Origin of the sequence: Algoriphagus sediminis (assembly GCF_030403435.1) — a bacterium.
Lineage (GTDB): Bacteria > Bacteroidota > Bacteroidia > Cytophagales > Cyclobacteriaceae > Algoriphagus > Algoriphagus sediminis.
In genome coordinates this window covers 70,111-95,338 of sequence record NZ_JAUEPH010000005.1, presented here as the reverse complement: position 1 = coordinate 95,338, position 25,228 = coordinate 70,111, and the positions used below count along the sequence as shown (strand labels likewise).

Below are 25,228 nucleotides of genomic sequence, written 5' to 3'. Positions count from 1 at the left end.
TGAAAAAGAGGCTAAATCAAAGGTTCGTCCATGGATTCGCTACTTTGGGTCTGCTTCTCATATAGGTCTGCATAGACTCCTTTCTTATCCATCAGTAGGCTATGTGTACCCTGCTCAACAATTCTTCCATCATCTAATACGATGATGTGGTCAGCAAGTTTGGCTGAAGAAACTCTATGAGAGATAATGATGGACGTTCGATCCTTCATAATATCTCTCAAAGCATTTAGAATGACATTTTCTGTTTTGGTGTCCACTGCAGAAAGACAGTCGTCTAAAATGAGGATCTTTGGTTCCTTTGCAATAGCCCTGGCAATGGATACTCTCTGTTTTTGTCCGCCGGAAAGAGTAATTCCTCTTTCCCCAAGAATTGTATCAAAGCCCCTGGGGAAGTCGACAATATTTTGATAAACGTCTGCATCTTTGGCCGCCTGTTCGATAATTTCCTTTGTTGGGTTTTCCAGACCAAAAGCGATATTATTTCGAATGGTATCTGAAAATAAGAAGACGTCCTGAGGAACATAACCTATTTGCTTTCTAAGGCTCTCTGTGGAATATTTTTCCAAAAGCTGACCATCCACTTTTATCTCACCGTTTGTAGGATGATACATTCGCATCAATAGATTGGCGATAGTTGACTTCCCTGAGCCGGTTGTACCTATAATGCCCAAAGTCTGCCCATGTCCAATCTCAAAAGACACTTTATCCAGCGCTTTCACCCCTGAGTCCGGATACACAAAAGACAAATCAGTCACTTGAATTTCACCTTGAATATCAGCCTCTAGGTTTTCCGTACTAACCAGATGGTTTTTCTCATCCAAAAATTCATTGATACGAGTCTGGGAGGCTGCGGCACGTTGGATGATACTAGTCACCCAACCTAAAGATGTCACAGGCCAGGTCAACATATTTACATAAAGAATAAATTCTGCGATCACCCCATAGCCTATTTGACCATTGATCACCTGCATCCCTCCAACATAGACTGTAATTATGGTTGAGATACCTACAAGCGCCATAATCAATGGAAAAAACAAGGCATTTACTTTTGTGAGATCGATTGATTTTACTTTATAATCTTCACTCGCTGTATCAAAATCTCTTGCACTGTCTTCTTCCCTCACGAAAGCCTTTAAAACCCGAATACCCGAGAATGCCTCCTGAACAAAAGTGCTCAGTCCAGACAAGCTCCTTTGAATTTTTTCAGACCGCTCGTTAATTAGATTATTCACGAAATAAATACTGATCGAAAGTACAGGAAGAGGAAGAAGTGAATAGAAAGTGAGCGTAGGATTTACGGAAATCATGTAGGAGATCACCAATGGAAAAAGAATCAAAAGATTAATCCCATACATAATGGCAGGTCCCAGATACATTCTTACCCGGCTTACATCCTCGGTGATCCGAGCCATAAGGTCTCCCGTGCTATTTTTTCTAAAAAAACTTAAAGGGAGCTGTTGATAATGATTGAAAATGTCATTTTTTAAATCATACTCTATCTTTCGAGACATGATGATAATCGTCTGCCGAATTAGAAAGAGGAAAAACCCTCTTAATAAAGCCATTGCCAGAATGAGGACTCCAAAAATAAGAACGTAATGGAGGAACACCTCCCTTGCTTCATCAGCCAGACCTGCCATTTGAAGAGGCTGATAAAAAGTAACACTCTCAACCACATAATCTATGGCTAAACGAACCAACTGTGCAGGAATAATTACGAATATGTTTGAGATTACCGTAAATAGTATTCCCAGAAGTAATAGTCCCCGATATCGGTACAAATACTTATTTAATCTCCAAAGTGACTTCACCAAATAAAAACTTTAATTATGAGAAAACAGTCATTTAAAACTGCGTATCTTGACCCAATAAAGACGGAAAAAAGTATTTAATTTTGTTCTTCAATTTTCCTGTCAAGGAATTACCCAAATATAACACATTCTAAAAGTGTAAGTTCGTATGTTAGAAACTAAAGCCAAAGAAACAATGAAGCAAGGGTCTGTTTTTGGTCAAATCACGGAAATGGAACACGAACAGCTTGTCGTTTGCCACGATAAGGCTACCGGGCTAAAAGCCCTTGTTGGAATTCATAACACTACTTTGGGGCCTGCATTGGGTGGTACCCGAATGTGGCCCTACGCCACCGAAGAGGAAGCTATCACTGATGTCTTGCGACTTTCCAGAGGGATGACTTTCAAAAATGCCCTCGCCGGATTAAATCTTGGCGGTGGTAAAGCGGTAATCATTGGGGATCCTAAAATGAAAAATGAAGCATTTCTGAGACGATTCGGACGTTTCATTGAAGGGCTTTCAGGTAGGTATGTGACAGCTGAAGATGTGAACATGAGCACTGCTGACATGGAATATATTGCCATGGAGACAAAGCATGTCACCGGATTACCCGAAACTCGTGGTGGTGGTGGAGACCCCTCACCTGTCACAGCTTATGGAACTTACATTGGAATGAAAGCTGCCGCAAAAAAAGCATTTGGTAGTGATAGCCTTGAAGGAAAAACAATTGCTGTTCAGGGCGTAGGGCAAGTTGGCCGATTTCTAATTGACTACCTTGTGAAAGAAAAAGCAGACATTCTTATCTCGGACATTTTTGAAGACAAATTGAAGAAAGTGGCAGCAGAGACAGGGGCTACCATCGTGGATCCGAATTTAATTTATGAAGTGGAGATGGATATCTATGCTCCTTGTGCTTTGGGTGCAACTCTTAATGACGATACCATAGACAAGTTAAAGTGTCAGGTGATTGCCGGAGCTGCGAATAATCAATTGAAAGACGAAGAAAAGCATGGTCTTGAGCTTCAAAACCGAGGAATTATCTATGCCCCTGATTTTCTAATCAATGCCGGTGGAGTAATTAATGTTGGAGCTGAATATTTAGGAGGTCATGACAAAGAAACCGTCTATCGACAAACTGAGAAGATTTATGATACCTGTTTGGAGATTTTTGAAAAATCTGAAAGGGAACAGATATCTGCTCAATTAGCGGCCATCAAGGTTGCGAAAGAAAGAATAGAGGCCATTGGTAGGGTCAAACTATCCTTCTGATAAACTCACATGCTAATGAGACCACTGATATACTCAGTGGTTTTTTAGTGTCTCAAGTAAATTCACGGACGCGTAGAATTCAGTATATTTAGATCAATTTTTCATATCATGCTTAATCGAAGAATCTTACGAGTAAAAGCCTTTCAAACTTTGTATGCTTACGAACAATGCAAAGCTTCGAACCTGAATCTGGCAAAAGACCACGTCAAAGAAGCCTTCCAACCGGATTTAAATAGCATGGAATATCAGGACAAAGATCTTCTGAATGCTCAAGCCAATGTTGCCATGAACCTTTTAGATCAAAGTGTGCAGGCAAGCCAAACCCATATCAGTGAGTCTGAAGACGCCAAAGTCAATAAGGTTGCCAAGGATGCCCTTGAGCAATACCTGAAATCCAATCAGGCAGACCGGGACTTCCTCATTAAGAATATGGTAAGTTCCGCTGAAAGAATTCCTCAACTTTACCTTTCCACTATTCAGCTTTTAATCTCCTTTTCAGACCATGTCGCAACTGAATTTGAAAAGAAAAGGAAGTTCGAAGACAAAACTGGTACCGCAGGAACTGATACCAGATTAAATCTGGCCCAAAATAAAATCTTAGCTAGAATTAAAGACTCTAAGTCCTACCAGGCCGCAATTGGGAGATATCATGTGTCCCTTGAGGACATCGAATTGGAGATTAAAGAATGGTTCAGGGAATATGTAAAACCTTCGGAGGAATATCAGGAGTATTTAAAAATCGAAAAACCTGATTTAGCTGACGACCTCCATGCTGCGGAAGCAATCCTGAAAAGGATAATTTTCAAAAATGAAGTGATTTTGAACTACTTCGTAGAAAAGGACCTTAATTGGGTAGAGAATAAATCTATCGTAAGAAGTTTGGCTTCGAAAGTTTTGAAAAACGCAGCTGAAAATGATTCAAAAGAAGACAATCTACTACCCGAGCTAGCAATCAACTGGGAGGAGGATAGGGAATTCTTTCAAAATATCTTTAAATTCACACTTGAAGAAGCGCCTAGAAGCAAGGCGCTTATTGCTCAAAAAACGCAAAACTGGGACATTGAAAGGCTAGCTTTTACTGACAAAGTAATTATTTCGATGGCTTTGGCAGAAATGAAAAATTTCCCAAGCATCCCAGTGAAGGTCAGTATCAATGAATACATTGATATTTCTAAGACATACAGTACGCCAAAAAGCAAACAGTTTGTAAATGGCCTGCTGGATGTTATTTCAAAAGAGTTAACTGAAAGCGGAGAAATCCGTAAAAGTGGTAGAGGACTTTTAGATAATAAATAATAAAGACATGAGTAAAGGAAGCAATTCATTAGTAGCATTTCTTGTAGGGGCAGGCGTAGGTGCCGCTCTGGGAGTTTTATTCGCTCCAGACACAGGAGATAACACCAGAGATAGATTGTCATACAGACTATCTAAATACCAGAAGGAACTTGAAGACCTTATCGGGGATTTAGTGGAAGGAAAGGAAATCCATTTAAATGAGGCAAAGACCGAAGGGAAACGAGTTATTTCAGAAGCAAAAAGCAAAGCTGAGGGTTTACTCAGCGACGTGAATAAGCTAATTGAACAAATCAATAAAGACCAGAATTAATTTAAGTGGAATAGTGATTTTTGGGAATATTCCCAAGCTTTGTTTATTTCGCGATCTATTTAAGACCAAATAAATACCATTATGAAATTAAGATTATTGAGTGCTCTGGCGCTTTGTGGACTGCTGGCCATGGGAGCTTGCAACCAAAAGAGTGACCAGGAAGCCAAAATTCAAGCATTAGAAGAGAAAATAGCAGCTTTGGAATCAAAATCTCCAAGTGCTGTCACTCCAGTAAATGCTCAGGCATCACAGCCAGCTGACCCTTCTTCTCTAGGCCAATTCGAGTTTTCCGAAATGGAATATAACTTTGGAACCATCCAAGAAGGTGAAGTTATTGAACATATTTTCAACTTCACCAACAATGGACAGGCTCCACTAGTGATTTCAAATATCACAGCGTCTTGTGGATGTACCAGCCCTGACTGGACCAAAACTCCTGTTAATCCAGGTGAAGATGGATTTGTAAAGGTAGTATTTAACTCAAGGGCAAAATCCGGTTCTCAGGCTCCAACAGTGACTATTCAAGCAAACACTAACCCAACAGTTACTCGTCTTAGAATGAGGGGAACTGTTAATCCTAAGGCAGGTGGTGCTGGTGCTCCAGTTGGACCAGTTAAGAGATAATATATGATCACAAGCATTTTAGCCCAGGCTGTTCCCGGTGGGAGCGGTATTATGGGTCAAGTATTTCTATTTGGCTCAATAATTCTGATCATGTATTTCTTCATGTTCAGACCTCAGCAAAAGAAACAGAAAGAGACAAAAAAGTTTATTGAGGAGATAAAAAAAGGAGATCAAGTAGTTACCATAGGCGGTCTTCATGGAAAAGTATTTAGCGTAGACGGTGATGTAGTCACGATGGAACTGGATCGTGGCTTAAAAGTGAAAGTAGAAAAATCAGCTATCTCCTTAGACTTCTCAAAAAAGACAGATAAGAAATAATTGAATTTTGCCGGAAACCAAAAAATCATCCTTTAGGATAACACCTAAAAAAGTTTCCAATTTAAAAGTGGTAGTCCTGTGTATAATCACGGCTACCACTTTTTGGGTTTTAAACGCCCTGAATAAGGATGATTACAACACTATTGTTGATTTTCCGATAGAATTCACCTTTGACGAGAGCAGGTATGTGGCGGTTTCTGAATTGCCAAGGAGGCTAGAAATTGAAATAAATGGAAACGGCTGGGACCTTTTACGGAAATACTTCAATATCAATGAAACTCCATTCTTAATTGAACTTGGAAATGCAGGAAATACCGACTATCTCCTGTCAGATGACCTAGAGAGACCGCTCGCCGAGTTTATCTCACCCACCGAACTTGTTTCAATCCTGAATGATAGCCTTATATTTAATATTGACCGAATCGAAACTGCTCGACTTCGCCCGGTTTTAGATTCAAATTCCTACAGCCTAGCGGAGAATCACCGACTGATTTCAAAGCCAGTTTTTACCCCTGACCAAATAACGGTACAAGGTGCAAGTTCCATTTTGGAGAGTTTTGCTGGAGAGTTTCCAATCGACCTAGATGAAACCCGAATTAATGCGAATCTTTCCAAAGAAATTACTTTGGAGGTCCCCCGGAATTTGGAAAACCTATTGTCATTAGAAAATGAAAAGGTTGAGGTATCAATGGAAATTGTACCCTTTTTGGAGGGAAACCAAACATTAAAACCGGTTCGCAGAAACTTTCCAAGATCAGCAAGCATAGTAGAAGAAGAGGATCCTATTATTTTTTATTATCTCTTGGATTCCAGAGAAATTGAAAAATTCCAAGAATTGGAGTTCGAAGCAATCTTGGATTATTCTCAAAGGAATCGGGAGGATTCTACACTTAATGTGCGAGTCAACCCTCTCCCTAAATATGTAGAACTGATCAGAATTGAGCCTTCCACAGTCAAACTGAAATATGAATAATCCGCTGAAAATAGGAATCACGGGAGGAATAGGCTCAGGAAAAAGTATCATTGCCAAAGTTTTTAAATTACTCGGAATTCAGGTTTATTCAGCAGATAATAGAGCAAAATGGCTTATCTCAAACGACCCGGATCTTAAGAAAGCCATCATTAAGAACTTTGGGCAGGAGGCCTATTTCCCTGATGGAACTTTAAATCGGGGTTTTTTAGCAAACACAGTTTTTTCTGATCCGGAAAAGGTCAAAATAATAAACTCTCTGGTCCATCCTGCAGTGGGAAAAGATTTTGAAAACTGGGTAAAAGATCAAGGGGGTCAATATGTTTTGAAAGAAGCCGCATTGATCTTCGAGACTGGGGGTGAGAAGAAACTAGATGGAGTAATTAATGTTAGTGCTCCTTTAAAAATCCGAATCAATCGTGTTCTTTCAAGAGATTCACATAGAACTCTGGACCAAGTAAATAAAATCATCGATCAGCAACTTCCTGACAAGCAAAAATGTGATAAGGCTGATTGGGTGATAAGAAATTCGCCAAATCGTCTCGTACTTCCCCAAATTTTGGAAATTCATCAGGAACTTTCCGGGAGAAAGAATTAAGATTTCTGAGAAAATTATCCAACCCTCGCTAGATTTATGGCTTTTTACCGAAGGTCAAAAAATTGACAGAATTAGTCTAGAACTCTGGATGTCCAGCTTTTGTGAACAATCTTCCAGGCCCCATCTATTTTTAGAAGAGTAAGGTAATCGTAATAGTAGATTCCGGGCCAAAAAAGCTCTGTTTCAGCCACAGCTGTAGTTCCATTCACGTGAATGACTACCAAATTATTTTTGTATTTACTGATATCACGAGGCTCTCCGCTGGCTGTTCCACTAGCCCAGTCTTCATATTCGGTAACCGTGTATTGATCTTTGCGAAAGCCGATCAAACGAGCCTCTGAAGCAAATGCCTTATCCAGTTTTGCCCTGTCCCGCTCCATCATCCCATCAAAATATAGTTGTACCGTCGCGGCGATTTGCTCTTTTTCTTTGGATTCCTGTGAAAAAGAAGAAACCGAGAACCCTAACAAAAGGACGAGAAAGCCAATCAAATTTTTCATGACTATCAATTAATTATATCAAAGCCAAGGTAAGGGATGAGAACCTTTGGCATTTTAATTCCATCCTCTGTCTGATTATTTTCCAGAATGGAAGCCACTATTCTTGGTAATGCCAAGGCACTTCCATTCAAAGAATGAGCTAACTGACTTTTTTTATCCTCCCCTCGAAATCTCAATTTAAGGCGATTCGCTTGATACGTCTCGAAATTTGAAACAGAACTGACCTCAAGCCATCTTTCCTGCGCTGCCGAATAAACTTCCATGTCATAGGTCAAAGCAGAAGTAAAACCTGTATCCCCACCACATAGTCTCAGAACACGGTAAGGAAGTTCAAGTTTTTCAAGGATGCCCTGGACATATGAACTCATATCTTCCAATACTTCATAAGAACGGTCGGGATGAGTAATCTGCACGATCTCAACCTTATCAAACTGATGAAGTCGATTCAGTCCTCGAACATGCGCACCCCAGCTGCCAGCCTCTCTTCTGAAACAGGGTGTATACCCCACATTCTTTATGGGAAAATCCTCTTCTGAAAGGATCATATCTCTATATAAATTGGTGATTGGAACCTCTGCTGTAGGAATCAGATATAGATTATCCTCATTGGCATGGTACATTTGTCCTTCTTTATCAGGAAGTTGGCCGGTTCCATATCCTGAATCTTCATTTACCAGTATTGGTGGTTGTACTTCCATGTAGCCTTCGGCCAAAGCTTCATCAAGGAAGAAATTAATCAAAGCCCTCTGTAATCGAGCCCCCTTACCTTTATATACCGGAAATCCAGCTCCGGTAATTTTTGCACCTAGGTCAAAGTCAATAATGTCATATTTTTTTATCAGCTCCCAATGAGGCAACTTGCTAGCACCTAAAACTGGCTTTCCCCCTTTTTCTAGAATAATTTCATTATCCTCGGCACTCTTACCAGCTTTCACGGAGCTATGTGGAATATTTGGAATCGTATAAAGCAGTTCTCTTAGAGAAATCTCTATTTGATTGTAATCTTCTTCTAAATCTTTGATTTGACCCTTAATCTCGCTGGTTTTCTCCTTGATAGCATTCGCTTCTTCCCGCTTCCCTTCTTTCATCAGCCCACCAATTTGCCTTGATAAGGAATTAGATTCAGCCTGAATTTTATCTCTTTGAGTTTGGGTGTCTTTCCTGGCACGATCAAGATCCAGCACTTTGTTTAAGGTGGTCTCGGCATTTGGAAAGTTTCTTTTTTCTAGGCCCTTAAGGCATCTCTGAAAATCTTCTCGTATTTGACTGACTAATAACATGCGACTGATTAAATCATGAAGCCGCAAAGATAAAAAGGTTATTCTACAATTATGGTCTTATTGACTTGAGAGAACGGTCCTTCTAATGCTTTTCCAGACTTTCTTTCCAGGCTTACCTGAAGATTGTATTCTCCTGGGGATAAATTAGAAATGATAATTGGAGACATATGATCTACCTCATAGGTAAGATTCCCCACCCCAACTTTAACATTCAATCCATCTAACTTCATATCCCCTCCCAATACCAAAAAGTCAACCACTATATCCTCTCCGCCTTCATATCGCTGTAGGTTTCTTGGATAATTCAATGCCAAATATGGCTCTGCAGAATATGGAAAAGGGCGGGAATCACCAACTTGGAAATCCCGATCCACGTAGTTCCCAAAGTTTTTTAATGCTAAACCATCCTCATCAACAAGGTAAGCCACCAGTCTATAGCTGCCTTCTGCCAATTCCTGCTGGAATATGGGAGCATAATGTCCTACGGGATCACCTCCATTTAAAATATTGAATAGCTTAAAATCCCTCGAATCCGAATCTTCGAAGGGATAATTTTTAATGTTGAATTCGAATGGAACTTTGCCAGGGGCAAAAACCTGATTTCCCAAAGGTGTGAATAGCTCTAAGATCGCATCTGGATATTCAGGGGCATCCTCGTATTGAAAAAAAGAAACCTGAGGTTTTTTCTCCTCCACATCAGACAAAACAGAATCCACAATGGGTACATCCATTACAGTTTCATTTATTTTTTTCTTTTCCTCAGAGCAGGAAATCAAGAGAAAAACAAGACACGAGGAATAGCAAAGGATTTTTTTCATATTGGAATGAAATGAGTTTAAAGATATTTAATTTTAGAGAAAAGCGAGTAATAACACACCAACCTTAGTTATGGAAATACTTTTTGATGAAGTTCCAAGTCTGGATCTGGCCGACTTCACCCATGGAAATGAAGAAAAGAAATTAGCTTTTGTGCAAAAACTTGGAGAGGCTTACCAAAATATCGGTTTTGTTGCCATTAAAAATCATGGCCTGGACGATGAACTTCAAAAAAGCCTTTATACATCAATAAAGTCATTTTTCAACTTACCGGAAGAGGTAAAAAGCAAATATGAACATCCGGAAATAGGTTACCAGCGCGGCTACACCGGCAAAGGTAAAGAGCACGCCAAGGGTCGCAATACCGGAGATTTAAAAGAATTTTATCATGTAGGTCAAGAATTGGAAATGGTTCCAGACTCGGATCCGGTAAAGAAAGAATACCCTGAGAATATATGGCCTTCTGAAGTAGTGGAGCTAAAAAGTGCTTCCATTAGGGCTTTTCAGACACTTGAAAAGGCAGGTAAGGCCATGCTTAGAGCGATAGCTTTGCATTTGGAACTTGAAGAAGATTACTTCGAGGATAAGGTGGCATATGGGAATTCAATTCTTCGTCAAATTCACTATTTCCCAATTGAAAATCCAGAAGAAGTTCCTTCTGATGCAGTTAGGGCAGCTGAGCACGGAGATATTAATCTGATCACACTTCTGATGGGTGCTAGCGCAGATGGGCTCCAGGTTCTCCGAAAGGATGGAAAATGGATTCCCATTACAGCTTTACCCGATCAGATTGTGGTAAATGTGGGAGATATGCTGGAGCGATTGACGAATAAAAAATTGAAGTCAACCATTCACCGGGTAGTAAACCCTCCACGGGAAAAAATGAATAGCAGTAGATATTCTATTCCCTTTTTCATGCATCCAAGATCCGAGATGGATCTTACTTGCCTTGAAAATTGCATAGATGAAAATAACCCAAAACAATTTCCAGATATTACCGCTGGAGGATTTTTAGATGAGAGATTGAGGGAACTAGGTTTGAAATCCTAACTCATGTCCGTCAAAAAGGTCAGATATTACCTTTTCCTCAAAGACATTTTAGCTCTTGCCATCACAGCTTTTGGAGGCCCTCAGGCCTTTCTGGCGATGCTTCTGGAACGAATGGTTCAACATCGAAAATATGTCAGCGAGGAAGAACTGTGGGAACTAAATGCCCTTTGTAATATGCTCCCTGGACCCTCCTCGACACAATTGGTGTGCGCCATTGCCTTTCGCGTTGGCGGACCTAACCTGGCCTATTTGGCACTTTTGGTATGGATTCTACCGGCCAGTCTACTAATGACAACTGCTGCGATTTTGATTGATTTTCTTCAGGAAAACACCCCTGGAGCACTGAATTTCGCGCAGTTTATTCAGCCCATGGCTATTGGCTTCGTGATCTTTGCTGCGCAAAAGACAATCAGTAAACTGGTCCAAACGACTGAAGCAGGGATATTGGTTTTGATTTCGGCCTTTGTTTCGTTTTTCTATAGCTCTCCATATGTATTCCCAATTCTGCTCATTTTAGGTGGATTAAGCACTTCCATCAAATACAAGAATCAACCAAAAATGGAACGGGATGAGCCCTTGAAGATTAAGTGGGCTAATTTTTACCTATGGGGTGGAGTATTGCTAGGGGCAGCTCTCCTTGGTGCCTTTACCAAAGACCCTTCGATTTTACTTTTTGAAAATTTTTATCGTAACGGGAGTTTGATCTTCGGTGGAGGCCAAGTTTTGGTTCCTTATCTATATACCGAGTTTGTAGATTTTAAGCAATTTTTATCCTCGGAGGAATTTCTTACCGGTTATGCCATTTCTCAGGGTATCCCTGGTCCCACATTTAGTATTTCTTCTTATGTTGGCGCCCTTTCATTAAGGGAATTTGGACCAGGTGGTTTTATGCTTGGCGGTATGGTATCCGCAGCAGGGATTTTCTTGCCTGGGATATTCCTTATTTTCTTTGTCATTCGATTTTGGGACCAGTTGAAAACCTATCGACCCGTTCGTGCAGCTTTGGAAGGAATTAATGCTACTTCATGTGGAATGTTAATTGCGGCAGCTTATTTGCTGTTCGAACCTCTAGAAGCAAATTTCATAAATATCTTTATGATATTGGGGACCTATATTCTTCTCCAATTCACGAAGATATCGTCCCCGATGATTATTTCTGGGGGTATTTTGCTTGGAATTATAGTCAATTACTTGACGAATGGAATAGGGAGTTAAGTCAATCTGGAACAAGTTAAAGGTCCAAAGCGTTTTATTCAGAACTGATATTATTTATATTTCACAATGCAAGCATCCGAGTTCATAACAGATTTTATCCCGCCGCTCAAATTGAGCGATAAGGTTAGCCTTGCATTGGCTTGGATGGAGGAGATTAGGACAGCCGTACTGCCCGTAGTGGATCAAGGCAAATTCCTTGGCTTTGTCAGAGATGAAGTCATCCTTGACCTAAACGATTTAGGCTTAACCATTGCAGAAATTGAACTGGATGGTTTAGACTGCAAGGTTTATGGGGATCAGCATGTTTATGAGATTTTAAAAGCCGGTGCAGAAAATGGGTTTAATGCAGTGGCTATTCTAAATAGGGAAGATATTTATCAGGGTGTGGTTACCATCGAGGATTCCCTGACGGCTTTTGCAGAAAGTTTATCTATTCAGGCAACAGGAAGTGTATTGGTTCTATCAATGGAAATGACAGATTATAGTCTGTCAGAAATAGCCAGGTTAGTAGAAACCGAAAATGGAAAAATTTTAAGTTCGATAATTAGTAGTGATCCTCTGGACTCTTCCAAAATCAAGCTTACCCTAAAAATAGACCAACCTGAATTAAGACATATCAAAGCTACTCTGGAGCGATTTGGTTACAAGATTATTGATCATTTTGAGGAAGAGGCAGGAATTAGCAGCGAAGAAGATCGAATCGGAAACCTTTTGAGATTTTTAGATATTTAAACCATGAAAGTGGTCCTGCACGGCCTGAAATTAAAGGTCAGTCAATTTGCGCACATTGAATTCCTTGTTACTCAGCTAGCCAGTCATTCTGTAGAAATTTTTTTGACAGAAAGGCTAAAAAAAGAACTGAGAAAAATCGGTACTGAACAGTTACCTGTTAAGGTTTTAAATGAGGAACAATCCCTTTCTGATATGGATTTTCTGATATCAATAGGCGGAGATGGGACCATGCTTGACTCTCTTTGTGAGGTTGGAAATCTTGAGATTCCGATGTTAGGGATAAATACAGGGAGGCTGGGTTTTTTAGCTACCGTGGCCACAGAAGAGATTTCAAAAGCTGTTAAATTCCTCGTAGAAAGAGATTTTCAAATCGAGTCCAGAAGTCTCATTTCACTGGAATCAGAAGAGGTCTTATTTGATGGTTTGAACTTTGGCCTGAATGAATTTACCATTCATAAAAGAGACACCTCTTCCATGATTACTGTCCATACTTTTATTGACGGCACTTATTTAAATAGCTATTGGGCCGATGGTCTAATCGTATCCACTCCTACTGGATCCACAGGCTATTCTCTCAGTTGCGGCGGGCCATTAATCTCACCTGAGGCAAAGAATTTTGTCATTACACCGGTAAGTCCTCATAATTTAAATGTACGCCCCATAATTGTATCAGATGAGAGCGAAATAAGCTTTGAGATTGAGGGGAGATCAAAAAAGTTTTTGATTTCACTTGATTCTCGATCTACTTCAATCTCCCCAAAAGTAAAATTGAAGGTGAAAAAGGAGAACTTTTCGGCTAAATTGGTGAAGCTTCCAGAGTATCATTTTTTTGATACCTTGAGGCATAAATTAAATTGGGGTTTCGATATGAGAAATTAGCATCAAATAATCTAATTGGAACTAAATTTAGCTTAACAATAATTAACCCAGCAGATACTAAAGGCCGTTTTTAATACGTTTTGTACTTCATAACTTGCACCGTCTTGAAAAAAGTCAATTTTCAGATTTTCAAACACTTAATTCTCATTTGCAGTGTGTTTTTCCTATTTGGAAATTCTCTACTAGCGCAAAAATATGAGGTGGGTGCTGGAGCTGGAGTGGCTGCCTATTCTGGAGATATTATTCGTCGAATTGATCCAGGTCAATTAGGACTTCAAGGAACGTTGTTTGGCAAGAGAAATTTTGACAATGTATGGTCACTTCGAGCTGGTATTAATCTGGCAAGATTAAATGGAGCAGATAGTATAAAGCCAATAGACAGATTGGCTGAAGTAAGAGATGGTAGGTTCCGCGCTGGAATAGTTGAAATCAGTGCAGTGATGGAGTTTAATTTTCTAGACTATCTAAGGAATAATTCTGAATTCAGATGGTCTCCTTATGCCTTCTTTGGTCTGGGATACACCTTCGTAATAGGCCGAGGGAATACTTATGCTTTTAACCCTTCTACGGATTATAATCTGAGTACACTTGTAATTCCCTTTGGAGGAGGAGTTAAATATCGTTTAAACGACCGTTGGACACTTGCCCTGGAAGTGGGAATGCGACCCACCTTTACAGACTATTTAGACAAAATAGACACTCAAGAACCCGTAGTCCCACGGTTTCAGGACCCGAATGCTCCTGGAGAACCCTACGGCATTAATTTTGGCAATCCTAATGATAAGGATTGGTATTACTTCACCGGCCTCATGATAAGTTACACTATCGCAAGCACCAAGTGCTACGCCTATTAATTATTTGGCACATCGTCTGAATAATTGGAAAAGAAATGGCATTTTTGTAGCTGCAAAAAAGTGAGCTGTTCGGATACTATCTAGTATGAAGGAAGTAATAGACCCTACACGCATCCCTAAACATATCGCGATTATCATGGATGGCAATGGCAGATGGGCCAAGCAAAAAGGCGCTTTGCGCATTTTCGGCCATAAAAATGCTGTTCAGGCGGTGAAGGATGCTATTGAAGGGGCAAAGGATTTAGGTGTAAAATATCTGACCTTATTTTCATTTTCAACTGAAAACTGGTCCCGTCCTCAAGATGAGGTAGATGGACTGATGGAGCTATTAGTGAAAACTATCACCAAACAAGTTCCATTGATGATGAAAGATAATATCCGTTTTGCAGCTATGGGAGATATCGACAGCATGCCGGATGCAGTCCAGAAAAAACTGGCATGGGCAAAGGAAATGACCAAAAATAACGATGGGCTGATTCTAAATTTAGCTCTAAGTTATAGTGGTCGTTGGGAGCTTACACAGACCTTTAAACGCATTGCTCAAAAAATCTCAGAAGGGAAACTTACTGTGGACGAAGTTACTCAAGAGTTGATCCATGATCACTTGGAGACACCCGACATTCCTGATCCTGAACTTATGATCAGAACGAGTGGTGAATTTCGCATAAGTAATTTTCTCTTATGGCAACTGGCTTACACGGAGTTACATTTTACTCCAGTGCTTTGGCCAGACTTTAGACGGGAACACCTGATCGAAGCTATATTGGATTATCAGCGGAGAGAAAGGCGGTTTGGAATGACAGGGGAGCAAGTTAAACCTTAAGGTATTGATGAAAAAAAGTTTACTGTTTTTAATATGTTTAGTTTGGGCCAATATGGCAATGTCTCAGATTCGTCTGGGCCAGAGTCGGTATGCCTCGAACAAACCAGTAGATATATTGGAGTTAAATTACTCCAAACCGGAGACTTACCGAATTGCGGAAATTAAAGCCGTTGGTCTTACCACCCTGGATGAAATCGCAATTATTTCTCTTTCAGGCCTGAAGGTAGATGACCAGATAGAAGTTCCTGGAGATGAGATTTCAAACGCACTAAAAAAACTTTGGAGCCAGGGCATCATTGGCGATGTGAAAATCTTGGTGACCAAAATAGAAGGAGATGACATCTATCTTCTTTTGGACCTTACTGAGCGTCCGCGATTTTCACGCGTTGAATTTACCGGAGTGAATAAAACTCAGGAAAGTGAACTACGGGATAAAATCAATATACGTGGACGAGTAGTTCGTGACGATGTGCTTAACAATGCCAAAAGAAACATAGAGAAATATTATGTGGACAAAGGCTTCCTGAATACAGAAGTAAAAGTCATTCAAGAGCGAGACACTTTGCTACCTAATAGTGTCAAACTTCGATTTGCTGTTGATACCCAGACTAAAGTTAAAATCAACGAAATCAAAGTCTATGGTAATGATGAAGTTACCGACAACAAGGTGAAAGGCAAACTGAAGAAAACGAAAGAACATGCACGTGTGCATATTTTTAAGGACCTTTTCTCTAGGGCTACTGATGCTTCTGCAAAGGATTATGCAAATGCGCTATTGCACACCGACTCAGCTTCTACTCAAGATGCCAAAAGCTACATCAATAAAACCTTAAAGCTAAATTTCTTCAATGGGTCCAAATTCATTCCAAAGGAGTACAGAGCAGACAAGGATAATGTCATTGGATACTACAACTCTCAAGGATTCCGGGACGCGGAAATCGTAGAAGATTCAGTTTATGATTTTTCTAAAGACAAAATCAATATTGATCTTGAAGTAGAAGAAGGTAAAAAGTACTACTACAGAAATATCACTTTCCGCGGAAATTACATTCACCCAGACCAAGTACTACTTGCTAAACTTGGGATTCAGAAGGGTGACGTATATAATCGTGAAAAACTAGATAAAAGACTGAATTACGATCCTCAAAAAGGTGATGATGTTTCATCCCTTTATCAGGATGATGGCTACCTGTTCTTTAGCATCGATCCAGTGGAGGTGAATGTGTTTCAGGATTCCATTGACTTGGAGATGAGAATTTTCGAGGGGCCTCAGGTCACTGTGAATAGTGTGAATATCCAGGGTAATGAGAGAACTTCAGACCATGTGGTCATGCGAGAAATTCGAATCTTACCTGGACAAAAGTTCAATAGGAGCCTTTTGGTTAGAACTATTCGGGAACTTTCCCAGCTTGGATACTTTGACCCTGAAAATATTGAGCCGGATCTAAGGCCTAATTTTGAGGCAGCCACTGTAGATATCACTTTTAAGCTTCAGGAAAGACCTAATGACCAAATCGAACTATCTGGTGGTTGGGGAGGATTCTTCGGCTTTGTAGGAACGGTTGGATTGACCTTCAATAATTTCTCTTTGAAAAACATTGGAAACTTTGACAAGTGGGATCCACTTCCTGTAGGAGATGGTCAGAGGCTTTCATTAAGAGTACAGGCTAATGGCCGTTCTTTCCAGAATTATTCAATTTCACTTACTGAACCATGGTTTGGAGGTAGAAAGCCGAATGCATTGAGCTTTAGCTTTAACCACTCTGTCCAAAGACAGGTAGACTTCTTCAATCAGGATAATTTTGGAAACGAAATAGGCTTCTTTAAAATTACCGGGGCAACCATAGGCCTGGCCAAAAGGGTAACATGGCCTGATGATTACTTCAGCATCAGTAACTCTCTTCAGTTCCAGGTTTACGAATTTGATCAGTTTGGTACCTCTTTCGGTCTGAGCTATCCAACAGGAGTATCAAACAGTATTGCCTTTAACACAACTGTTTCTAGAAACAACATAGATAATCCAATATATCCGAGATTTGGATCTAATATTATCCTTTCAGCTACTTTGACTCCTCCTTATTCCTCCTTGAATCAAAATATCGATAGAGAATCACCTGATGAGGAGAAGTACAAGTGGCTGGAATACCACAAGTGGATGTTTGATGCTTCCATTTACACGCCTCTTTTTGGTTCAAATAAATTAGTGGCAAGCGCCAGAGCTCACATGGGCTTCCTTGGATCATATGGAAACAGAATTGGTCTAATTCCCCTGGAGAGGTTTGTAATGGGTGGAGACGGTATGACCTTTAATAACTTTGCTCTAGGGCAAGAGATTATTGGTCTTCGAGGATATGAAAACCAGTCCATCACTCCTGGTAGAGACACCAGAGGAACCGCAAATCCTGATCCTTTTGGAGGGGTAGTGTATAACAAATATGTGATGGAAGTTCGTTACCTCGTATCCCCTAACCCATCGGCAACAATTTTCGTACTTGGTTTTGCGGAAGCTGGAAATAACTGGGGCTCATATGCAGACTTTAATCCATACGATCTGAAAAAATCTGCTGGTGTAGGTGCAAGAATATTTATGCCGGCCTTCGGACTACTTGGTGTGGATTGGGGTTATGGCTTTGATGCCATCCCAGGAGCTATTAGACGAAGCGGATCTCAGTTCCACTTTACTATTGGTCAACAATTCAGATAAAATGATAAAGTCGCTTAGGCTTGTTGTAATATTGTTCTGTCTAAGTTTTGCCTTCAAAACTGAAGCGCAAAAGCTAGGTTATGTGGATACTGAATATATTCTGAATAAACACCCTGATTACAAAATCATTCAGGATGAATTAGAGAAGCTAGGAAATCAGTGGAAACAGCAAGCTAAAGAGCTAGATACAGAAATTAAAGAGCTTTACACCCAACTTCAGGCCGAGGAAGTCCTCCTGACTGAAGAGATGTATAAGTCCAGATTAGCCGCTATTCAGCAAAAAGAAAAGGAGTCTCAAGCCTTTAATAGCAGAATTTTTGGAATTAATGGGGAATATTATCAAAAACAGGCAGAATTATTGCAACCTTTGCAATCCAAAATCTACGACGCTCTGGAAGTTGTGTCCAGAAAAAATAATCTGGGGATGCTTTTTGATAAAGCCTCCGTGCCGACGGGATTGATTTATACCGACCCAATTCACGATTATTCAGAGTTTGTCTTAGCAGAATTAGGAATAGAAGAAAACAATTAATTATTAAACTACAGAATGATGAAAGTAAAAGTTATCCTTTCGGCAATTGCATTGCTTTGTGTAGGATTTGCAGCGAATGCGCAGGAAATCAAGATTGGTTACACCAATGTGGAATTGATTATGGACTTGATGCCAGAGATGGAACAGATTGGTGCTGATATCCAAGACTATCAGACTCAACTTCAAACAAACATCCAGACAAAAGGTGCAGATTTCCAGAGACAAGTTCAAACCTATCAACAAGCGGCCGCTACCATGACTGAAGAGGCTAGAGCTGTTCGTGAAGAAGAACTTGGAAAGCTTCAGCAGGAAATCCAGAAATATGAGCAGGATGCTCAAATCAGCTACCAAAGAAAACTTCAGGAGCTTCTAGAGCCAGTCCAGACCAAAGTGATCAATGCCATCAACGCAGTGGCCGCAGAAAATAATTACACCCATATTTTTGCAGAAACTGCAGGTCAGGCCCCAATTCTTCTTTATACTAAGGAAGAGGATAAGTTCACCGAATTGGTTTTAGAAAGACTAGGCGTTGAACTTCCAACTGCTCCAACAGGAACTGAAGGAGGAAATTAAAATTAAAGTACTGTAAAAAAACCGGCCAAGGCCGGTTTTTTTGTTTCTTAGCGACTATGCCAAAGCAAAGTCCAAAAGAGAAAATACTCAAGAGCCAAAATCCGGTCTTAGTAGACTTTTATGCAGATTGGTGTGCCCCATGTCAAACCATGAATCCCATAATAGAAAGTGTGCTTTCGGAATTAAATGGAAAGATTCGACTGGTGAAAGTTAACATTGACAAAAGTCCACAACTAGCTCAGCAATTCGGTGTACGCTCTATTCCCCACTATATCCTTTTTAAAAAAGGTAAGATAATATGGAGAAAAGGAGGTATTATCCTCAAAAGAGAATTAGAAAAATCTCTCCAGGGATTTGCTTAGATAAAGTATTTTAGTCGGATGACTTCTTTTTCCGAAAGGAATCGATAATTACCCCTCTTCAGGTCCTTTTTATCAAGACCAGCATACATTACCCGATCCAAAGCTGTGACCTCATAGCCAAGATGTGCAAAAATCCTTCGCACAATACGGTTTCTTCCAATATGAATTTCAAGTCCAAGAATTTTTCTATCCTTTGAAAGAACCTGGATATCATCTACCGGAGCTGGTCCATCTTCTAATGTCAAGCCTTCCCTTACATCGGCTTCATCATTTTGTGATAATGGCTTATCGAGAGTAACCTGATAGATTTTTTTCACTTGATTCGAAGGGTGGGAAAGTTTAGCGGCGAGTTCTCCATCATTAGTAAAAAATAAAAGACCCGTAGTATTTCTGTCCAATCGTCCCACCGGGAAAATACGCTCATCACAAGCATTTTTCACCAAATTCATAACTGTCTTTCTCTCTAAGGGATCATCCGTAGTCGTAATAAAATCCTTTGGTTTATTCAGTAGGATGTAAACAGGCTTCTCTGGGTTAATCTTTTTACCCTGATAAACTACTCTGTCAGATCTCTTAACCCTTAATCCCATCTCAGTAACGACTTCACCGTTTACTGAAATTTCTCCCTTCTTAATCAACTCATCTGCTTCTCTTCTCGAACAAATGCCGGAGTTTGCAATAAACTTATTAAGCCTGAACTCTTCATCCGGAGATTTTTTTCTGCTAGAGGGAATGGATTCGAATTTATATTCGGGGCGCTCAGAATCTGATTCATTAAAGCCACCTTGCCTGTTTTTACCGAAACCAAATGATTTCTTAGGCTTCTTAAGCCTTTCAGGTTTCTTACTTCCGAAAACCGGCTTTTCGTCCTTACTTCTTCCCTGATAATACGTATTCTCTTCCCTTTCATTATGGCTTCTTTTTTTCCCAAAGCCTCTTGGCTCTCTTGGCTGATCTTTGCTCTTTGAGCGTGAATCTTTGTGCTTAGGTTTATGAGTTAAGGATTGCTCTTTTGGCCCTTCCTTTGAGGAAGACTTTTTTGAAGCAGTATCGGAATTTTGGAAAAACTGTTTTTTCGGACTTTTCATATTAACGCAGCATCTCTGCTGGATTATTTTTTTGAACTAACTGACTACCAATTTTTTATTGGGATGCAAAGCTAGAGCTATTCTATCTCAAAAGCTAATCTCTTACGAAAATGAGATTAATTTTTACTCTGAAAATAATCAGTAGCAGCCCTGACTGATCCCTTTTCAAGGAGTAATTTTTTTGCCTCACCTTCCGGTAAATTAGTGGCCTCCATGATCATCCTTGTTCCTCTTTCCACAAGCTTAGCATTTGAGAGCTGCATATCCACCATTTTATTTCCTTTTACTCTGCCAAGCTTAATCATAACGCTGGTAGAAATCATGTTCAAAACTAACTTTTGTGCGGTTCCTGCTTTCATCCTAGTACTTCCCGTCACAAATTCAGGTCCTACCACAGCCTCTAATGGAAAATCTACCTCTTTCGATAGAGGAGAGTTAGGATTGCATGTAATAGCGCCCGTGAGTAAACCTTCATGTCTAGCTTTCCTCACACCACCTATTACATAGGGAGTTGTCCCTGAGGCCGCAATCCCAATAACAGTATCGTTTGCATTGAATCCATATTCCTGAATATCAGACCAGGCTTGATTCGGGTCATCCTCCGCATTTTCGACTGCTTTGCGAATGGCATGATCTCCCCCCGCAATCAAACCAATAACCAAATCATGAGGAACCCCGTAAGTGGGAGGACACTCTGAGGCATCCAAAATACCCAGCCTTCCACTTGTCCCTGCTCCGATGTAGAAAAGTCTACCGCCTTTTGCCATCCGAGGTACAATTGCCTCCACAAAAGCCGAAATCTGAGGAACAATTTTTCCCACTGCCAAAGGAACCGTTTGATCTTCTTTATTCATGTTTGACAAAATGTCTAAAACAGACATTTCTTCCAGATTTTCGTAATTCGAAGAGCTCTCAGTTACTTTCATAATTTCTCCTGATGATATAGAGTTAGTCCTGCTATTGGGCTTTCCAAAATTAGGTTTACTTGAATATTTGAATCCATGGCTGCTTTTCGGAGAATATCGCTGTTGTAGAAAGCGATTGAGCCAACAAAGTTTACCGGTTTTGATTCATAATTTTTGTATTTCTTCACGTGGCGATCGAAGAAATCCAAGAAACTCTGGTAGTAAAGCCCATAGCAATATGGGTTTGATTTGTGTTCTGAGATGAATTTACAGAAACTTGCCATATATCGATTGGGGAATGGTTGTCGATATACGTGCTCCTGAATAATATTTGCAGTCAGGGAAAATTTCTCCTTAACTTCCTCATAGATTTCTTGAGGCATTTCTGAATTGATGAAGTCTTTAAGGAACTGCTTCCCGATATAACCTCCACCCCCTTCATCCCCGAGAATGTATCCAGGAGCTGGCCTGGTATCAATTATTTTGTTCCCATCGTAATCGCAGCTATTAGAACCTGTTCCGAGAATACAGGCTATTCCCGCATTATGTCCACAAGTAGCATGAGCTGCTGCGGCTAAATCATGATCTACTGCGATAAAAGCTTCAGGAAAAATGGTGTGAAGGGCTCTTTCCACCTCCCGGTTCCTTTCTGGAGCAGAACAACCAGCGCCATAATAGAATATTTTTTCAATCTCAGATTGTAGATTAATCAAAAAGTCCTGCTGCAGTTCCATGGCCATTTCTTCAGAAGTTTGATAATAGGGGTTAAACCCTAATCCTCTGAACTGACTTATCTCTCCATTTTTATGAATTACTCTCCAGTCTGTCTTGCTGGAACCACTATCTGCGATAAGAATCATTTTACTTTCAAATGGCCTATAGCCTCAAATTTCTCAAAAACTTTATCCGTATGAGGAGCATCCTTAAGTTCTGACGTCAAGTCCTGACCTGCCCAGTGCTCGTAATGCTTCCCATCTCTCCAAAGTCTTGACTCAGTGACCTCATAAATCACTCCTTTATAACATACCCAGATTTCAGGCCTATCCTGACCATTTCTCAGGGCTAACTGTCCCAGTGAATAATCTTTCATAAATATTTGATCTGAGCATTTACCCATCGCTCAGGAATCTCTCCAGTCTGCGCCAACTCATAATCCGAATAGCTACATGCTATCGTCTGAATTCGGTCATATGGATAGCCCTCCTGTTGTGGAATCTCAATCCACCATTTTCCACTTTTTTTACTTTTATAAAAAACCAATTCATTGGGTTTATTATCTAAGGCCACCCGATATTTCACATAATCACTGCTTTCAAATGAAAGACTATCCTTTCGGCTGTAAAACCCTTCAAGAAAGTACCATATCATTACTGCGACAATCTTAGCAGTTTTATTATGCATATCATCCTGGTATGGGTCATATCCATAAATACCAAATGAACTTAATTTCTCATTGGTACCGGCAAACCAGGCTATTTGACAAGCCTCTTCCCCTGTTAATCCAAAGGGCTGTGGATTTAAGGCCCCAGGAGCATCTGAAGATTGAATAGCTGACAAGTCAAAGCTCAGGAAGTCTGCTTCCCTGATCAAAGGCTCAGCTTCTTGGAAATTATCTCTAAGCTGACCCAGTCTCAAATGGTCAAAGGATAACTTTTCAAGAACTCCTAAAAGCTTTGGGTCAACCAAAAAACTCTGATGACCAATCTGAGCATAAGAAAACAGAAAATTAGGTTGATGAAGGATAATGTCCTGAACATGGCCCGCAGCTTTCGATTCATTCTCTTCTAAATCAAAAGAGGAATCGACATTCAACATGGTAACTAGCTTGTCCAGATTTTCATAAGACATGTATTGGCCGTAATCCAAATCATGAGTTCCCCCAAAATAAACAGGCAAAATCTGCCTTTTCATTAAGTATTCTCCCACTTGCTGCATTCTGGAGTAAGTCTCTTCAAGGCTGTCCCCCAAGATTAAATTCCCCAGATCTGCTACTCGATAAGAATTCACCCCACGTTTGAGCTGATAAAGCTTTTCCCGAATCTCGATACTTCCCCTCTCTATACTTTCACCACCTTTATATCCACGGGTCTCCTTGAGCCCTATTAAAGCGACATGAACACCCTTCAGATCAGGGAAGCTTTCTCTGTAAATATGAATCTGTTCAAAAAAAGAGCTATCCGAATACTTGGTCTGCCAAAGAAATTCATCTACGGGCTCAAAAAAAGAATCTATTCTCATGTCACTTTAGGCTTAGGTAAAAATAAGGAAAAAATATCGGCCTAAAGAATAAATTTTTAAAGAAGAGTATTCGCTTTATTTGAAATTTTAGAAAATCCCACAAAATGAAAAATCTCGCCAAATGGCGAGATTTTCACTTATCCTCCGAAATCATCAAATCGGATATTTTCATCTGGAATTCCCAAATCATCCAACAATTTGAGAACCGCTGCATTCATCAATGGTGGTCCACAAAGGTAATATTCAACCTCATCTGGCTCTGGGTGATCTTTCAAATAGTTATCGTAAAGCACCTGGTGAATAAATCCTACGTAGCCGTCACCATCATCATCTAGGGACTCTTTAATTTTCCAGTTATCTTCTGGTAGAGGTTCAGACAGCCCGATGTAAAACTTGAAGTTCGGGAAGTCTTTTTCAATGTCTCTGAAGTGTGGGGTATAGAAAAGTTCTTTCTTTGATCGACCACCATACCAGTAAGAAACTTTCCTATCAGTTTTCTCCGTGTGGAAAAGGTGGAAGATATGAGATCTCAATGGGGCCATTCCAGCACCACCACCAATATAGATCATTTCTCGGTCGGTAGGATTGATATGGAATTCTCCATAAGGTCCCGAAATGGTTACTTTGTCACCTGGCTTTCTACTAAACACATAAGAAGAACAAACTCCTGGATTCACATCCATCCATCTGTTATTGGCACGATCCCATGGTGGAGTTGCTATACGGATGGTAAGCATTACAATGTTACCTTCGGCAGGGTGATTAGCCATGGAGTAAGCTCTGAATAGCTCCTCGTCATTTTTCATCACCAAATCCCAAAGTCCAAATTTATCCCAATCACTTTGATATACATCTGCCGGGTGACCCAACTCAGGATGAGGAGCAATGTCCATATCCTTAAAGTTTACAGTAATCTCAGGAACATCAATCTGGATATATCCACCAGATTCGAAGTCCAAATTTTCCCCTTCTGGTAGTTTCACCTTAAATTCTTTGATAAAAGTGGATACGTTGTAATTGGAAATTACTTCACACTCCCACTTTTTAATACCGAATATTTCCTCTGGAATTCGGATTTGCATATCGTTTTTCACCTTCACCTGGCAGGATAAACGAACATTACCCTGCTTCTCAGCACGGCTCAAGTGGCCTTCCTCGGTAGGTAATACTTCGCCTCCACCCTCTTCAATCACACACTTACACATGGCACATGTTCCCCCACCACCACAAGCTGATGGCAAGAAAATCTTCTGATTTCCTAAAGTGGAGAGCAGGTTTGTTCCGGCTGAAGTGATGATAGGATTACTTTCGTCTCCATTGACAATGATTTTCACATCACCTGAAGAGACAAGTTTTGACTGCGCGAATAAAAGAATAAAAACGAGCAGCAAGATGATAATCGTAAAGGCTACAATCGACGTGATTATTACAGAACCCATATACGTGTTATTTCATTAATGTTTTGTCCCGATTTCGAGAGCACAAATATATTTATTAATAG

At 40.2% G+C, this 25,228-nt stretch carries 27 protein-coding genes; 17 read left to right on the top strand and 10 right to left on the bottom strand.

Features of this window, described 5'->3' with window-relative positions; genetic code table 11:
• Positions 1-11: 11 nt before the first annotated feature.
• Positions 12-1,811, bottom strand: coding sequence for an ABC transporter ATP-binding protein (locus QVH07_RS12050; protein ID WP_290000703.1), 1,800 nt, complete (start codon positions 1,809-1,811; stop codon positions 12-14).
• A gap of 148 nt (positions 1,812-1,959) precedes the next feature.
• On the opposite strand from QVH07_RS12050, the gene QVH07_RS12045 reads away from it, so the two are divergent.
• From QVH07_RS12045 to coaE, 7 genes are all read left to right on the top strand, one after another.
• Positions 1,960-3,060, top strand: a complete 1,101-nt coding sequence (locus tag QVH07_RS12045) for a Glu/Leu/Phe/Val dehydrogenase dimerization domain-containing protein (protein ID WP_290000702.1) — start codon at positions 1,960-1,962, stop codon at positions 3,058-3,060.
• 108 nt (positions 3,061-3,168) lie between these two features.
• Complete coding sequence (gene nusB / locus QVH07_RS12040; RefSeq protein ID WP_290000701.1) at positions 3,169-4,356, top strand: transcription antitermination factor NusB; 1,188 nt, start codon at positions 3,169-3,171, stop codon at positions 4,354-4,356.
• A 7-nt stretch (positions 4,357-4,363) separates the two neighbouring features.
• Positions 4,364-4,666 carry a YtxH domain-containing protein gene (locus QVH07_RS12035; protein WP_290000699.1) on the top strand — a complete coding sequence of 101 codons (303 nt, stop codon included), beginning with the start codon at positions 4,364-4,366 and terminating at the stop codon, positions 4,664-4,666.
• Positions 4,667-4,747: 81 nt separating this feature from the next.
• Positions 4,748-5,290 (top strand): DUF1573 domain-containing protein, encoded by a 543-nt coding sequence (locus QVH07_RS12030; RefSeq protein WP_290000698.1) that lies wholly within the window; start codon positions 4,748-4,750, stop codon positions 5,288-5,290.
• A 3-nt stretch (positions 5,291-5,293) separates the two neighbouring features.
• A complete protein-coding gene (yajC, locus tag QVH07_RS12025; protein WP_290000696.1) occupies positions 5,294-5,608 on the top strand; it encodes a preprotein translocase subunit YajC in 315 nt (104 codons plus the stop codon).
• A 67-nt stretch (positions 5,609-5,675) separates the two neighbouring features.
• Positions 5,676-6,581, top strand: a complete 906-nt coding sequence (locus tag QVH07_RS12020; RefSeq protein WP_290000694.1) for a YbbR-like domain-containing protein — start codon at positions 5,676-5,678, stop codon at positions 6,579-6,581.
• Positions 6,574-7,176, top strand: coding sequence for a dephospho-CoA kinase (gene coaE, locus QVH07_RS12015; RefSeq protein ID WP_290000692.1), 603 nt, complete (start codon positions 6,574-6,576; stop codon positions 7,174-7,176). The genes QVH07_RS12020 and coaE overlap by 8 nt, the downstream gene beginning before the upstream one ends.
• A gap of 71 nt (positions 7,177-7,247) precedes the next feature.
• On the opposite strand, the gene QVH07_RS12010 is transcribed toward coaE, so the two are convergent.
• From QVH07_RS12010 to QVH07_RS12000, 3 genes are read right to left on the bottom strand one after another with little or no spacing between them, the layout of a single operon-like run.
• Positions 7,248-7,676 carry a nuclear transport factor 2 family protein gene (locus QVH07_RS12010; RefSeq protein ID WP_290000690.1) on the bottom strand — a complete coding sequence of 143 codons (429 nt, stop codon included), beginning with the start codon at positions 7,674-7,676 and terminating at the stop codon, positions 7,248-7,250.
• Positions 7,677-7,681: 5 nt separating this feature from the next.
• Positions 7,682-8,956 carry a serine--tRNA ligase gene (serS, locus tag QVH07_RS12005; protein ID WP_290000689.1) on the bottom strand — a complete coding sequence of 425 codons (1,275 nt, stop codon included), beginning with the start codon at positions 8,954-8,956 and terminating at the stop codon, positions 7,682-7,684.
• Positions 8,957-8,994: 38 nt separating this feature from the next.
• Complete coding sequence (locus QVH07_RS12000) at positions 8,995-9,774, bottom strand: hypothetical protein (protein ID WP_290000688.1); 780 nt, start codon at positions 9,772-9,774, stop codon at positions 8,995-8,997.
• A 70-nt stretch (positions 9,775-9,844) separates the two neighbouring features.
• On the opposite strand from QVH07_RS12000, the gene QVH07_RS11995 reads away from it, so the two are divergent.
• The 10 genes from QVH07_RS11995 to trxA all read left to right on the top strand — a co-directional run bounded on the left by QVH07_RS11995 (position 9,845) and on the right by trxA (position 19,496).
• Complete coding sequence (locus QVH07_RS11995) at positions 9,845-10,822, top strand: isopenicillin N synthase family dioxygenase (protein ID WP_290000687.1); 978 nt, start codon at positions 9,845-9,847, stop codon at positions 10,820-10,822.
• 3 nt (positions 10,823-10,825) lie between these two features.
• The gene (gene chrA, locus QVH07_RS11990; protein ID WP_290000686.1) at positions 10,826-12,037 is read left to right on the top strand and encodes a chromate efflux transporter; all 1,212 of its coding nucleotides are present in this window, start codon (positions 10,826-10,828) and stop codon (positions 12,035-12,037) included.
• A 66-nt stretch (positions 12,038-12,103) separates the two neighbouring features.
• Positions 12,104-12,769, top strand: a complete 666-nt coding sequence (locus tag QVH07_RS11985; RefSeq protein WP_290000684.1) for a CBS domain-containing protein — start codon at positions 12,104-12,106, stop codon at positions 12,767-12,769.
• A gap of 3 nt (positions 12,770-12,772) precedes the next feature.
• Positions 12,773-13,648, top strand: a complete 876-nt coding sequence (locus tag QVH07_RS11980; protein ID WP_290000682.1) for an NAD kinase — start codon at positions 12,773-12,775, stop codon at positions 13,646-13,648.
• A gap of 155 nt (positions 13,649-13,803) precedes the next feature.
• Positions 13,804-14,502 carry a type IX secretion system protein PorG gene (gene porG / locus QVH07_RS11975; RefSeq protein WP_290000680.1) on the top strand — a complete coding sequence of 233 codons (699 nt, stop codon included), beginning with the start codon at positions 13,804-13,806 and terminating at the stop codon, positions 14,500-14,502.
• 85 nt (positions 14,503-14,587) lie between these two features.
• Positions 14,588-15,325 carry an undecaprenyl pyrophosphate synthase gene (gene uppS, locus QVH07_RS11970; RefSeq protein ID WP_290000679.1) on the top strand — a complete coding sequence of 246 codons (738 nt, stop codon included), beginning with the start codon at positions 14,588-14,590 and terminating at the stop codon, positions 15,323-15,325.
• 7 nt (positions 15,326-15,332) lie between these two features.
• Positions 15,333-18,029 (top strand): BamA/OMP85 family outer membrane protein, encoded by a 2,697-nt coding sequence (locus QVH07_RS11965; protein WP_290000678.1) that lies wholly within the window; start codon positions 15,333-15,335, stop codon positions 18,027-18,029.
• 1 nt (position 18,030) lies between these two features.
• On the top strand, positions 18,031-18,561 hold the full coding sequence (locus QVH07_RS11960) for an OmpH/Skp family outer membrane protein (RefSeq protein WP_290000677.1): 531 nt from the start codon (positions 18,031-18,033) through the stop codon (positions 18,559-18,561).
• A 15-nt stretch (positions 18,562-18,576) separates the two neighbouring features.
• The gene (locus QVH07_RS11955; protein ID WP_290000676.1) at positions 18,577-19,134 is read left to right on the top strand and encodes an OmpH/Skp family outer membrane protein; all 558 of its coding nucleotides are present in this window, start codon (positions 18,577-18,579) and stop codon (positions 19,132-19,134) included.
• 56 nt (positions 19,135-19,190) lie between these two features.
• Positions 19,191-19,496 carry a thioredoxin gene (trxA, locus tag QVH07_RS11950; RefSeq protein WP_290000675.1) on the top strand — a complete coding sequence of 102 codons (306 nt, stop codon included), beginning with the start codon at positions 19,191-19,193 and terminating at the stop codon, positions 19,494-19,496.
• Here the strand turns inward: trxA and QVH07_RS11945 are convergent.
• From QVH07_RS11945 to nqrF, 6 genes are all read right to left on the bottom strand, one after another.
• Complete coding sequence (locus QVH07_RS11945; protein ID WP_290000674.1) at positions 19,493-20,584, bottom strand: pseudouridine synthase; 1,092 nt, start codon at positions 20,582-20,584, stop codon at positions 19,493-19,495. The genes trxA and QVH07_RS11945 overlap by 4 nt on opposite strands.
• A gap of 116 nt (positions 20,585-20,700) precedes the next feature.
• Positions 20,701-21,510, bottom strand: coding sequence for an N-acetylmuramic acid 6-phosphate etherase (murQ, locus tag QVH07_RS11940; RefSeq protein ID WP_290000673.1), 810 nt, complete (start codon positions 21,508-21,510; stop codon positions 20,701-20,703).
• Positions 21,507-22,349: an N-acetylglucosamine kinase gene (locus QVH07_RS11935; protein ID WP_290000671.1), complete on the bottom strand. Its 843-nt coding sequence runs from the start codon at positions 22,347-22,349 to the stop codon at positions 21,507-21,509. The genes murQ and QVH07_RS11935 overlap by 4 nt, the downstream gene beginning before the upstream one ends.
• A complete protein-coding gene (locus tag QVH07_RS11930) occupies positions 22,346-22,579 on the bottom strand; it encodes a cytochrome b5 domain-containing protein (RefSeq protein WP_290000669.1) in 234 nt (77 codons plus the stop codon). The genes QVH07_RS11935 and QVH07_RS11930 overlap by 4 nt, the downstream gene beginning before the upstream one ends.
• Positions 22,576-23,727, bottom strand: coding sequence for a formimidoylglutamase (locus QVH07_RS11925; protein WP_290000667.1), 1,152 nt, complete (start codon positions 23,725-23,727; stop codon positions 22,576-22,578). The genes QVH07_RS11930 and QVH07_RS11925 overlap by 4 nt, the downstream gene beginning before the upstream one ends.
• Before the next feature lie 137 nt (positions 23,728-23,864).
• The gene (gene nqrF, locus QVH07_RS11920; RefSeq protein ID WP_290000665.1) at positions 23,865-25,166 is read right to left on the bottom strand and encodes an NADH:ubiquinone reductase (Na(+)-transporting) subunit F; all 1,302 of its coding nucleotides are present in this window, start codon (positions 25,164-25,166) and stop codon (positions 23,865-23,867) included.
• Between the last annotated feature and the right edge of the window lie 62 nt (positions 25,167-25,228).